This window comes from Priestia sp. 53B2 (assembly GCF_056099005.1).
Map to the genome: position 1 here is coordinate 344,301 of NZ_JBLZXA010000030.1, position 11,910 is coordinate 356,210.

Genomic DNA, 11,910 nt, shown 5'->3' on the forward strand with positions numbered 1-11,910 from the left:
TATAGATTAAGTATGTCTGACAAGTTGTCTATCTTACATAATGGGAGTTTTTATACATACCCTTTCATCTTGTCCTTTTTTAACATGCTCAATATCACTTCAGCGGTTTCTTCAACTGCCTTACCTGAGACATTAACAATAGGACAACCAATACGCTTCATAATTTTCTCAGCATAGTCCAGCTCTTCAAGGATTCGATCTACATTGGCATAATTGGCTTGAGACGCTAAACCTAAATTTTTTAATCTTTCTTTTCGGATTTCATTGAGCTTATCCGGTGTAATAACTAAACCAATACATTTATTTTTCGGAATAGTAAAAAGTTCATCAGGAGGCGTCACTTCTGGAACTAACGGTATATTCGCTACTTTAAGACTTTTATGAGCTAAATACATAGAAAGTGGCGTCTTAGATGTTCTCGAAACACCAATCAACACTAGATCAGCTCGCTTGATACCTCTGAAGTCTTGTCCATCATCATATTTAACAGCGAATTCAACTGCTTCTACTCTTCGAAAATAGTTATCGTCTAATTTTCTCGTTAACCTGGGTTGAAGGTTAGGTTCTTTATTAAAGGTTTGGCTAAAGGCACTCATAAGAGGGGTCATTAAATCAATGGCTACAATTCCTTCTTCTTGTGCCTTTTGGTCAAGATACTGTTTTAAAGGTGTGATGACGATAGTATACGCAATGATGGCCTCGTTACACCTTGCTTCAGCAATGATATTATCAATATTTCCCTCATCTTCTACGTAAGAAGTATTTTGAATTTCAATATCTTCTCCACTAAATTGAGTTAAAACCGCTTTTACCATCAGCTCAGCCGTTTCACCTACTGAGTCGGAAACTATATAGACAATTTTTCTTTTATTCACATTAAATCTTCCTATTCTTTGGTTTTAATAGTTTAATAACGCTAGTATTTTTTATTTAGCAGCTTACAAGATACACAATTTAATAGTAATGAATAGACAAATATGCTGGTCGCTGTGATTATAAACACTTAATAAAACGATTAAATTAAGAATTTATGTCATACTAATTATAAAATAAAGATAAATATGTTATACTATTTTCATTAAATGTTATATTAGCATTAAATATACGGAGATACAATCCCTTTTCTCCGCATTTTATAAAAAGTTTAAAGAAAGAAAAGGTTTAAATTTTAAAATGTTTTATGCTTTGGCATGGTGGCACTCATCAGGGCTGAAAGTCGTTTTGCAGCGATAGGTACGAGGATAGTTATATAGTTATGTTGTTTATAACATGATTTTTAAATTATAGAAGATTTATTCTTATCTATTCTTTTTAGCTAAGAGTGCTATAACTAAAAATAATGAACGATTTACTTTTCACCTTATGTATACTAAAAACACCGCCTAAAAGACGATGTTTTGAATAGTTGGTTATAATGCATTGTCGTGAAATAGATTAATTTTTATAAAACGGGATTACTTCTAGTAGATTTTTGCAATAAAAATTTAGAAAGATAATGAGATACGCCGTTTTCGTCACAGTTAAATTCCGTTACGTCATCCACAATTTCTTTAATATGATCCGGCGCATTTTTCATCGCTACAGCATAGCTGGCAAACTGAAACATTGGTAAATCATTGTTGCTGTCGCCAATTGCTAGAATGTCTTGCTCGGGCAAATTAAAATGTTTTAGCATTTGCTGAATTCCCGTTGCTTTATTTACGTTTGCCACCATCACTTCAACATTGTGTTTAGATGAAGTAGAAGTTGTAAAGTCGATTTCTTTTTTTAGTTCTTCAAGCTCCTCTTTCCATTTATCGATATGCTCGTGCGTTCTTGCAAAGAAATAGAACTTTGAAAATTCGCTTCCTTCTACGGAATCTTTCCAGTCAATTTCTTCTTTAATTGCTTGTTTACGGGAAAGCCACTCGTTAATTTCCACACTGTCTGGCTTTGGCTCTCTAATTTCATTTTCCACATAGGACTGATCTTGTTTTAACGTCACGCGAGATGTGCCGTACGGGAAAAGCTCATAGTATACCTTGTTAGCTCTTGCTTTTTCAATAATGGTTTCCACCAGCTGAAGCGAAAGCGAATGCTGAAAGACTGCTTCTTTTCCTACGTACCCTGCCATACCATTTGACGTGATAAATCCATCCACTTGAAAGCCTTCAGGAACTAACTCTTCTATTTCATCAAACGCTCTTCCCGTAGCGATAAAAACAAAAATTCCCTGTTTTCGTAATTCGTTAATGATTTCTTTTGTTTGAATACTTACTTTGTTAGCACGGTTTAATATCGTACCATCCATATCTAAAAAAATTGCTTTAGGTTTTAACAACATACTTATTCCCCCTATTTGTAAAAAGAGTGTACTTGGCAAGTATAAACTTTTCCATTTTTAAACTCAATGAATGTACTTTGCTTTTCTCTTTTATAAAACTACTATAATACTCTCCTTACATCTAAAGTACATACTTATATTGTACAAGCGCTATAAAGAAAGAATTTTATATTTGCAATATGCCTTTATATACTAATAACTGGCTAGGCTAATTTGATATAAAACAGCATTCACAAAAACGAATTTTCCTTTTAGCCTTTAGAGTATCGTTCAAAAAAGATATAATAAGACTGTTACAGATTAAATACATACAGAGGAGGTCAACATGAACGAACCATCCAATTTTTCTCCTTATCTTATTAAACAAATCAGCGATGCGATCGATGACAATATCAAAGCAAAGTGCATAGACTTTTTATATGATTCTCATTCGTTTTTTTCGAATGAAAAAGATTTTATAGAAGACTACATTTTAAATATATTGCAAGATACGTTTGTTTTAGAGAATAAATTAATAAACCCTAAGGAAATAAGAAACCCGGCCTACAAAAGAAGGCAATCAAATAAGAAAAACTGGCTGCAAACGTTAAAAAAAGATATTAAATCAGAAAAGCCTAACCCTATTTTTGAAGACATTGAATTAGCCAAAAAAGTGATGGATAAAAAAGTGGATACCGAACACTTAAAAAAGCTGTTTGGCGTGGAAAAACCTGAAGATATTTTAAAGATAAAGTTAAAAGAAGTAGAGGCATGGGCTAAAAGCAAAAAAACAAACATTACCGATTTTCCTTATTTAGATTCAAAAATGAATTATCAAATAGAGAAAGCATTTCACACGGACTTTACTTTTTTAATTGCTGAAATCATATTAGAAAAATACAATGGAAATTTAAGCAACTGGATTGATAAACGATTAAATTCGTGGGTAGAGGCCCCTATCTTCTCAAATGAAAGTCATTCTCTTAAAACTAATATGGAAGTTAAAACAAACTCCCAAGAAGTCGTTTTATATAATGACTATAAAGTTGATGAAGAATATTTCATTCGTACCATTATCCCTGTGAATGATAATCAAACAGTTCTTTCCAAACGAAATATGGTATTAGATCCAAAAGATTCTCAAATTATCCAGTTTGCCCTTTCACAGCGCGACGAGATGTTTTATAAAGAAAAAACGGTGACGCTTGACTTAGCGGATATTGTTAAAGAAATTTATAATTCAAAAGGTGTAAAAAACTACGAAGCGGTTGAAGCCCGCATTATGAAAATTGCCAGATATCACGTAGAAGGTGTAGCGAAGAAGAAAAATTCCAGAGATACAAAATTTGCGATCAACTTCTTCCAAAAGGCTGTCATTGAAACCGATGAAGTAACGGGCAGACGATATGCAACGATTGTATTTAGCGATGATACGCATCAAGGCTTTTTAAATCAGCAGTTTGTACAAATTTACAGTGATGTTATTAAAAAGTTTAAAGATAACTCGCTTTCTTCTTTACTGCTTTATGCATTTCAAAAAGAGCGTTTAGATTGTTATTTACAAGAAAAGTCTTACACTCATTTTTATCCGTATCAATATTTTGCTTCAAAAGTTCGTTTTCGTTCAAAGAAAATTGATGTAAACCTAAAATTAATTAATGAATCTCTAGCAGAATTTGTTAGCAATCAAGTACTGATCCAAAGTTATCAGCAAAAACTTCAAGGATTTGAAATCTCTTTTATTCCTCTTCAAAATTATGAAATTCAAGACTATTTTGGAGGAGAACATAGAGAAACATTGGAAGGGTAAATCATTCCCTTCCTTTTTCATTTGACATTTTGCCATTTTCGTCTTTTTGATACAAAATCTCCCTCTATTTTCATTTCATAGTTTGGAAGTTTTGTCATTTTTAACGTACTAAACAATAGCTTTTGCCGTTTTCGACGTACTCCTCCGATGCTTTTGCCGTTTTCTGCGTACTAATTACTGTCTTTTGCTGTTTTTGACGTACCACTTTGCTTCTTTTGCCGTTTTTGACGTACTAAATTCGTTTCATTTGCTAATTATCCCATATAAATTGTTAATTTTTCTCTTTTTTTCGTAAAACAATCCTACCTTTTGCCGTTTTTTACGTACTCCTTCACTACTTTTGCCGTTTTCTGCGTACTAAACATTGCTTTTCCCTTTGTTATTGCGTTTTCAAACCCCATTTTTTATTTTTTTCGCAGCATATATAAAGCTTTTGCCATTTTTGACGTACCAAACGAAAACTTTTGCTTTTTTTGTCGTACTACTACGTCGTTTTTGACGTTTTTCATGTACTAAAAATAGCTTTTGCCATTTTTGACGTACTAATAAAATTCATTGTGTTATTTACAACGATCAGAGAAGTGATTTTTTTACCTTTTTTTAGGTGAATCGAGATAACTTTTGCTGTTTTTAGCGTACCACTCTTCACTTTTGCTATTTTTGGCGTACTATACTGAGCCTTTTGCCGTTTTTTACGTACTAAAACGCATAAAGTTTTTTTTGATTTTTACTGATCGTAACAAACACTGTTCTACCGGCGCTTGCTTGCTTTTGCCGTTTTTGTCGTACTAAAAAACCTATATGCTGAACCCCTTGATATGACGGCATTCTTTGAACCTTTTGCCGTTTTTAGCGTACTACTCGTTCGTTTGCGATTCTATTTCTTATTGATATAATTTTCACAAGGTATTCTTTGTTATTTTACCCTAATAAATTAATGTTGATATGAAATAGATTGGAGGGATTCTCATGATAAAAAAAGAATTTGCGAAGATTGGAAAACAAATTATTCGCCAATTGTCTAGCACCGTAGAAAAATATAAAGATATTGAAGATCACATGGACCTAGACGCTCATGGGAATCCTACAATCAAAACAGTAGCAGAACATCATCGTTTATCTAAATCTCAAATTTCACAATTAATTTTTTACCACTTCCTTCACGTTGATGAAAGAGGTATTATTTGTGATGTTTCTGAAAAAGAGATTGCAGCCGCTTTGAATTGTACAGTTCGAACAGTTCGCAACAACAATGTAGTATTAGCAGAAACAGAATTAATTTCCTATTCTCGCAGCGGCAAAGGAATCAATATTTGTATTATTCCCTATCCTCAATATTTTGAAGAACACGGCTTTGGGTTTATGGAATTAGAATATACTCGCTTTGAAGAACTTATTCTAATTGAAAATGTAAATGCCCTTCGCTTAGAGCTGCGCAAAGAATTGGTTTATGACAACGATACGATTAAGCGTCAGTTTAATCCTGGAGAAAACACTTCAAAAATTAGCTTTAATGACTATAAAATTTTTACACCGAAATATACTCACTACAAAGGTATGATGCAAAAAATAGCTGAAACACAGACGAGCGCATTTAAAACCGTTGTCCAAGGATCTACTATTTTCTTTGTTTTAAAAGACGGAGCTAAAAATGGCAAGATGTCAAAACAAGAAAAGAAAGATCAATACGATGCGGCGATTCGACGTACTATTGAAGAGACTTTTGTAAAATTATCTGGACACAGCACAGATTCTACCGGAATTGTTATGTCTTCATTCCAAAACGAAGACATCGCTGATTTGGTTCAGCTTTCTTTTGAATATGGTATTGAACGAGTGAAGTCTGTCCTTTATTCTCTGATTGAACAGGCCTTCTTCAGCCATAATGCTCAAGTCGTTGAAAATTACGGTGGAAAAATCCGTACGCTCATTCGAAAAGAGCTTTCAAAAAATCTTCAAGATCAAGTCCCTGCTGAACTTACAGCTTCATAAGGGGCTTATTTGGCATGCCTTTTTTTTGTTTTATCTCCCTTCTCTTCTCTTTTTGATACAAATAGCGCAAACAAGCACCCATTTTTGCAGCTATCCAATTCCATTATCCTATCTATATAAACGTAATGAGTTCAAATAAATGATATTTCTTGTGTACAACTACGGAATATTACTAAAAAAACACCTTCATACTTATCCACAAAAGAAAGAAAACATATTCAATGACTGTTATATCATCCTCCTTGTTAATAAAAACATCCCTTTTACTTTTTTATTAACGATGATTTCCAGGTTATTTACTCTTTAACACGACTACTTTTATCCACAGTGGAAATAATTCATACTTTTAACAGCAATCTTCATACTATTGGTTTTAAAATCCATCTATTGCAAAAGAAAAACATAGTAAATAAAATAGTTTCCATATCTGTTGTTATAAAAAAACATCCTTTAGCTAAAGGATTCTGTTCACAAAAAAGGTCTATTTTCCACACAGTTATTTATTGAAAAGCTATTTCCTCTCTAACCCTTGATACCATTGGGTTTTTAGAGGGTTTTTCTCTCTTTAATATCTGTATATAATGTTTGTTAATAAGATCTATACTAATCTCTGCTATAAGGTTTTATTTAATATTTGTATAAAGAAATGTTTTAAAAATATCTATACCTGAGGATTTTCTCTTTTTTTTAAATTAAGGAGTTTTCATTACATATACCAAATACAAATAAATTAAAATAAAACAATAGTTCAAACGATTCTTAATAAATTCTAGTAGTATATTTTTCAAAATAAATTATACTATTCAGTAGAGAAAATTTTATAAAGCAAGAAAGGGACTTAGTCATGAAAGACATACAGTGGGTGCAGCAAACTTTATTTAATACCGGTAAGTGGATTGACATTAGTGAAGTAATCATCAAAATTATCCTCATCTTTATCATTGCTCAAATTGTCATCCGGTTTGCTCGTAGCGTAATTAACAAAATCTTTGATTTCAGATTTAAAACTAAGCTGCTGAGATACAACGAACGTAAAGAAATAACGCTGAAAAAGCTTTGTCTGAGCATTGTTATGTACGTCGTGTATTTTATTGTACTTATCACATCTTTAGAAGCAATCGGAATTAATATGAAAGCACTTTTAGCTGGTATTAGCGTAGCAGGATTTATTACAGGCTTAGGTGCACAAAATTTGATTAAAGATATTTTAAACGGTTTTTTTATTCTATTTGAAGATCAATTCTCAGTAGGAGATCACGTATCCATAAATGATACGAAAGGAACTGTTGAAGAAATTGGATTGCGCACGACAAAAATTCGCGGAGTTGACGGAGAGTTTTACTTCTTTGCTAATAGTAACATTACAAAAGTAGCGAACTATACGCTCGGTGAAATTCCCGAAGTACATAACCCTGAACAAATAAAAACTCGTGAAGAATAGCTTCACGAGTTTTTATTTACGACAGTTGTAAAGAATTGATCGTATGAGGTAAGGTGATAATCTGCTTCGATGTCGTTATTTTGAAATGCACATGTTTTGATTCCCAGTTCACGGGCAGGTTTCAAGTCGAGCTCACGGTCTCCAATCACTAAATCGAGCTGATACTTATCGTGAAGATAGGCATAAGCGCCGCTATCAGGCTTTCGTTTGTAGCCATCATCTTTTGTAATAATCTCTGTAAAATAGTGCTCCATATTAAAAAATGCCAGAATATCAAGAGTAGACTGTCTAGATTTATGCGTAACAATTACATTTGTATCCGCAAAGCTCAGTACGTCTTCCACGTGAGGAAAAGCAGGCTTATCTTTAGGGTTGATTTTCTGTTCGAGCACATGGAAGTGATTATCAAACAAAGACTTTTCAATATCGAAATGCTTAATTGCTACGTCAGAAGATATCTTCATTTGTTTTAAAATATCGTCTTCTGAAATCGTTTGATCTGTTAGTAGTTCTTTGAATGCTTTTACAATTGTTGGATAGGTATCAAAGATGGTTCCATCAAAATCCCACAAAATATTCATACTCATTTTCTCTCCTTTTTGAAACGTAACGATTATACCAAACTTTTCATTGCTTGTCAGTGAACCTTATTGCCATCGTTTCATTTAAAGTAAAAAAACTCGTTTTATACGAGTTTTTTTACTTTATTAGCTGCTGCTACACCCACTCCCGCAGCTGGAGCTTGAACAGCTTGAGCTGCTGCAGTTGGAACTCGAACAGCTGCTGCCGCCGTCATGATGGTGATGACCTCCATCGTTGTGGTGATGGTGGCGGTTGTCTTCCCAGGGGCTTGAACAGCTATACCCGCTGTAAGAGGCTGTATCTCCCGCATACATCGTCTTTTTATATAGCAGCAGCTCATTCATATGGCTTGAAAAGCTGGTGGCTTTGTAGAGAGAATAAAAAACAAAGCCTTGAAGAAGAAGTTCGTTTGATACATTTCCTTTTTTAGCCGCTTTTTTAAAATAAGTTGATTCGCCCGTTTTTTTTCTTTTTCGTGCAGCAGTGACTTCTTCTTTTAACGTTTGAATCAGGGCTCTCTGCTGTTTTTCCCATTTGCCGTTTCTTAAAAAATAGCGATCTAGCAATTCATCTTCTGACAATCTTTGAAAATCTTGAAGTGTACTTTTATCAAGCGGATGCTGAAAAAATTTCCCCCAAAGCAGTCGGCTGTTGCCTGTTATGTCAAACAAATGAGCATACATCCAATCAAAGAAGGCGCGCTTATCCGGCTGCGGGGATGGAGTTGTATCTACATTTGGCTGGTGATGCAAAAAGCGGCTGAAAAAGTGTTCTGTAAAACGCTCATAATCTACGGTAAACATAATCATTTCGTGCCACACTTCATCCACTTTTTCACTAAACATCGGTACGTCTTTAATGACTGAATTTAATAAAAAGTAGCGCTTCATCTCAAAAAACGTCCATTCTGCTTCATCGGCTTTTGTATTTCGCCCTTTCATACGCTGTTTCACCTGTTGAACATAGGCTGCCGGTAAAGAATCTTCTAGTGAATGAACAATATCTTCAAAACCATTACCTTCATGTATTCCGAGCTCATCTGGAAGCTCCTCTTTGTACAAGCGGAATCCCCTTGGCTTTGCAATTCCTTTAATAATTAAAGCTAAAAGAATTACCGCTCCTACTATAATTGCTGCTATCATCTTCTTCCCCCTATACCGCGTCTATATATTCAATATTTTACCACATTCGTAAAATACAAAAAAAGAGCTCAATTAACTTGAGCTCTCGTCATCATCGGGTATCTTGTCTACCTTTTCTACTTTGACTAGACCTTTCGTGCTATATTCAAGATCAAAGTATGCTTTAACGATATCCCCTTTTTTCAAATTGCTTGGAATCGGTTCATTTAAATTTTTATCGGAAAATTTAATGCCCGTTCCTTCTTTTGTTGTTCCACTGTATGTACCATTTTCGATTTTTTCAATAGTAATATAATACACTCGATATTTGTGTGCTTCCTCGTCGCCTTTCGCTTTTTCTTTAACGGTTTCTTGTTCAGGAAGCTTACTCAGTGTTTCTTGGGCCTGTTCAGAAGTCGGCTCTGCTGATCGATTTATGAATTGCATCACAACTAACACTAAACATATAACTAATAAAACTAATAATAATATCTTTTTTGCTGATAAAGACAATGAACTGTGCCTCCTTACACCTTTATGTATATCATGCTGCACACAAGAGATTATACACGATAAAGGATTAGAAATTGGAATAAATTCTATAAAAATAGTAAAAATATGAGAAAGTACCTAGAATTTTTTACGCTTTTCTGCACTTTTTTGAGATAGAAAAGAAATTTGGTACCTTATCCTTAAATTGTAACTGATTCACTTCATTTTCGAAAAGAGTTTTGCCCATTTTGTCGTAAAAAAGTCATAATAAGAAGGAATATCACACCATATTGTCGAACGTATGTATATACTTATAATGAACTGCCGAACTGCTTTTCTCTACCCTCATTGTTGAGGCAATATGGCAACTGAAACAGCTTGCTGTTAAATTCAGATTACACATCTATACTCAGGAGGTGGAATGCAAAATGATGTTTGCACTTATTGTTGTGGTTGGTATCGTAGCACTTGGCGTAGCTAGCTTCTACGTCATTAAGCGGCCTCAAGGCGCTGTTGATCCTGAGGATCGCAAACCGCTTGTTTCTGTAAACGGGCATGTTAAATTTGCAGAAGGAATCAATCAAATTTCCATATCTAAAATTGACATGTACGATCAGCGTCTTGTTATCAATCAAGTAGCTATTATTCCATTTAACCGTATTCAACGAGCAGAATTTTCAAAGGTTGTCAAAAATGAAAAAGGCCTTCACGGAGCTCCTGTTCAACGCTATTTCGGTGAACTAACCATTCATTTCACAGACAAGAACGGGCAAGAAACATACATTCGCTGTGAAACACCGAAAAAAAATCAATTTCACCTCATCTACCAGTACGATTTAATGAAAAGACAATTAAATAAGCGTCTTGGTCTTGAAGATCAGCAGCCTTACCTTACTCTTCAAGAACCATACGAACTATAAGAGAAAACCTCCCTTTTTCACATATTATTTCACTTCCCTGTACATACTAGAAGCGAAACTGAAAATGGGAGGTCATTCCAATGGATTTCGTCCGTTTTTTGCAATATTTTTGTTCAATCGCCGGCGCTCTATGCTTAGGGTTTACCTACTATCACATGTTCAAGCGTGACGCTCCGGTTAAAAAAGAAGAACCACAGCAAGGTGGAACTGACTAACGTTCACCTTGTTTTTTTATGTGCAGGCATGTGTACTTCGCATTTTGTGGGTGAAAGTTAGATTACTTTAATCATTTGTAAAATCACGGGTGACTTTTCTAAAGGAATATCCTCTGTGTTAATGATAAGAAGTCCTTTTTGGACGCTGTAATTGGAGGAAGGCTGTAACACACCGTTTATGAATAGATTACTGTATGAGTAGCTCTCAGGATCCAATATATGCTGAGTGCCGTATTCTTTTAACGCATCTTGATCTGTAAAGATACGCTTGTTGCCTCCGGCTACCGTATAGTATTCAAAGATGCGAACTTTTTTCGGAAATATATACCTGAATTCCTGCTGGGGCAACACGGGAAGCTTAATAAAAGGTGTTGAACAAGAGGTTGCATACTGATCGCAGCCGTAAGATTTTTTCTTCAAGAAAAACTCTCCTTCACAGATGTACTTAGTTTAGTTATAGTCTTTAAGAATTAAATTTATGCCATTAAACCTATTCCTCAGAAGGAACAAATGCATATATTGAAGGATAGAACATGAAAGGAGGTAACACGTTTATGCCTCTTCAAATTATGAAACTCGCTATAGCCGCTACTACCACTGTAACAGCCAGCCCAACCGTCTCACGTTTCTTTTATACAGCAACTGCTACAACGACAGGTGCAGCCACTTTAACAATCGATGCCGCTGACTTTTTTGGCGATACGGGTGCAGCTGCTACCGAACTCCCTGCTTTAGCTACCGATAACAGCTATTATAATGTGTATATTAACGGTGTTTTACAAATGGCTGGCCTTTCAGCTTATACAGCAGGAGCTGCAGGTGTCGGTTCTTTAGCTATTACTGTGCCTGCTGGATCTACCATTTTGGTTGGTTCTCCTATAGTATTAGAAGTTACAAACTTTGCGCCTGCTTCTGATACAGATGTACAAACTTAAAAGTAATAAAGTGAAGATTATGCTATCGTTTTGTTTTAAAGCGTAATTACGTGGAAGACATATAAATCTCAGTTTTACAGAAATTTAGAGGTCATAATAA

Annotated in this window: 12 protein-coding genes; 6 read left to right on the forward strand and 6 right to left on the reverse strand. The window is 34.6% G+C overall.

Annotated features, from left to right (window positions below):
• Window positions 1-50: 50 nt before the first annotated feature.
• Entirely contained in the window at window positions 51-875 is an 825-nt protein-coding gene (locus tag ACN6NE_RS26440) for a pyruvate, water dikinase regulatory protein (protein ID WP_474328247.1), read from the reverse strand.
• 566 nt (window positions 876-1,441) lie between these two features.
• Window positions 1,442-2,323, reverse strand: a complete 882-nt coding sequence (locus ACN6NE_RS26445; protein WP_474328249.1) for an HAD family hydrolase — start codon at window positions 2,321-2,323, stop codon at window positions 1,442-1,444.
• A gap of 325 nt (window positions 2,324-2,648) precedes the next feature.
• On the opposite strand from ACN6NE_RS26445, the gene ACN6NE_RS26450 reads away from it, so the two are divergent.
• The 3 genes from ACN6NE_RS26450 (at window position 2,649) to ACN6NE_RS26460 (ending at window position 7,545) form a co-directional block, all read left to right on the forward strand.
• The gene (locus ACN6NE_RS26450; RefSeq protein WP_025751313.1) at window positions 2,649-4,112 is read left to right on the forward strand and encodes a hypothetical protein; all 1,464 of its coding nucleotides are present in this window, start codon (window positions 2,649-2,651) and stop codon (window positions 4,110-4,112) included.
• A 969-nt stretch (window positions 4,113-5,081) separates the two neighbouring features.
• A complete protein-coding gene (locus tag ACN6NE_RS26455; RefSeq protein ID WP_129710271.1) occupies window positions 5,082-6,104 on the forward strand; it encodes a hypothetical protein in 1,023 nt (340 codons plus the stop codon).
• 844 nt (window positions 6,105-6,948) lie between these two features.
• Window positions 6,949-7,545 (forward strand): mechanosensitive ion channel family protein, encoded by a 597-nt coding sequence (locus ACN6NE_RS26460; protein ID WP_129710273.1) that lies wholly within the window; start codon window positions 6,949-6,951, stop codon window positions 7,543-7,545.
• Window positions 7,546-7,547: 2 nt separating this feature from the next.
• Here ACN6NE_RS26460 and ACN6NE_RS26465 read toward each other — a convergent pair whose 3' ends face one another.
• From ACN6NE_RS26465 to ACN6NE_RS26475, 3 genes are all read right to left on the reverse strand, one after another.
• On the reverse strand, window positions 7,548-8,126 hold the full coding sequence (locus ACN6NE_RS26465; protein WP_129710275.1) for an HAD-IA family hydrolase: 579 nt from the start codon (window positions 8,124-8,126) through the stop codon (window positions 7,548-7,550).
• A 126-nt stretch (window positions 8,127-8,252) separates the two neighbouring features.
• A complete protein-coding gene (locus tag ACN6NE_RS26470; RefSeq protein ID WP_474328252.1) occupies window positions 8,253-9,269 on the reverse strand; it encodes a glycine-rich domain-containing protein in 1,017 nt (338 codons plus the stop codon).
• 72 nt (window positions 9,270-9,341) lie between these two features.
• Window positions 9,342-9,761: a hypothetical protein gene (locus ACN6NE_RS26475; protein ID WP_129710279.1), complete on the reverse strand. Its 420-nt coding sequence runs from the start codon at window positions 9,759-9,761 to the stop codon at window positions 9,342-9,344.
• Between the two features lie 407 nt (window positions 9,762-10,168).
• Here ACN6NE_RS26475 and ACN6NE_RS26480 point away from each other — a divergent pair, with 407 nt between their 5' ends.
• Both ACN6NE_RS26480 and ACN6NE_RS26485 read left to right on the forward strand, forming a co-directional pair.
• A complete protein-coding gene (locus ACN6NE_RS26480) occupies window positions 10,169-10,660 on the forward strand; it encodes a hypothetical protein (protein ID WP_028409022.1) in 492 nt (163 codons plus the stop codon).
• 80 nt (window positions 10,661-10,740) lie between these two features.
• Complete coding sequence (locus ACN6NE_RS26485) at window positions 10,741-10,875, forward strand: DUF4184 family protein (protein ID WP_165351756.1); 135 nt, start codon at window positions 10,741-10,743, stop codon at window positions 10,873-10,875.
• A gap of 57 nt (window positions 10,876-10,932) precedes the next feature.
• Here the strand turns inward: ACN6NE_RS26485 and ACN6NE_RS26490 are convergent, their stop codons facing one another.
• A complete protein-coding gene (locus ACN6NE_RS26490) occupies window positions 10,933-11,295 on the reverse strand; it encodes a DUF4183 domain-containing protein (RefSeq protein WP_240702725.1) in 363 nt (120 codons plus the stop codon).
• A gap of 134 nt (window positions 11,296-11,429) precedes the next feature.
• Here ACN6NE_RS26490 and ACN6NE_RS26495 point away from each other — a divergent pair, with 134 nt between their 5' ends.
• On the forward strand, window positions 11,430-11,810 hold the full coding sequence (locus tag ACN6NE_RS26495; RefSeq protein WP_129710650.1) for a DUF4183 domain-containing protein: 381 nt from the start codon (window positions 11,430-11,432) through the stop codon (window positions 11,808-11,810).
• Window positions 11,811-11,910 lie beyond the last annotated feature (100 nt).

What these genes read in the sequence shown, in the direction of transcription:
- ACN6NE_RS26455 (WP_129710271.1), top strand. Translation starts at nt 5,082, where the DNA reads ATGATAAAAAAAGAATTTGCGAAGATTGGAAAACAAATTATTCGCCAA.
- ACN6NE_RS26465 (WP_129710275.1), bottom strand. Translation starts at nt 8,126, where the DNA reads ATGAATATTTTGTGGGATTTTGATGGAACCATCTTTGATACCTATCCA.
- ACN6NE_RS26470 (WP_474328252.1), bottom strand. Translation starts at nt 9,269, where the DNA reads ATGATAGCAGCAATTATAGTAGGAGCGGTAATTCTTTTAGCTTTAATT.
- ACN6NE_RS26495 (WP_129710650.1), top strand. Translation starts at nt 11,430, where the DNA reads ATGCCTCTTCAAATTATGAAACTCGCTATAGCCGCTACTACCACTGTA.
- ACN6NE_RS26445 (WP_474328249.1), bottom strand. Translation starts at nt 2,323, where the DNA reads ATGTTGTTAAAACCTAAAGCAATTTTTTTAGATATGGATGGTACGATA.
- ACN6NE_RS26450 (WP_025751313.1), top strand. Translation starts at nt 2,649, where the DNA reads ATGAACGAACCATCCAATTTTTCTCCTTATCTTATTAAACAAATCAGC.
- ACN6NE_RS26460 (WP_129710273.1), top strand. Translation starts at nt 6,949, where the DNA reads ATGAAAGACATACAGTGGGTGCAGCAAACTTTATTTAATACCGGTAAG.
- ACN6NE_RS26480 (WP_028409022.1), top strand. Translation starts at nt 10,169, where the DNA reads ATGATGTTTGCACTTATTGTTGTGGTTGGTATCGTAGCACTTGGCGTA.
- ACN6NE_RS26485 (WP_165351756.1), top strand. Translation starts at nt 10,741, where the DNA reads ATGGATTTCGTCCGTTTTTTGCAATATTTTTGTTCAATCGCCGGCGCT.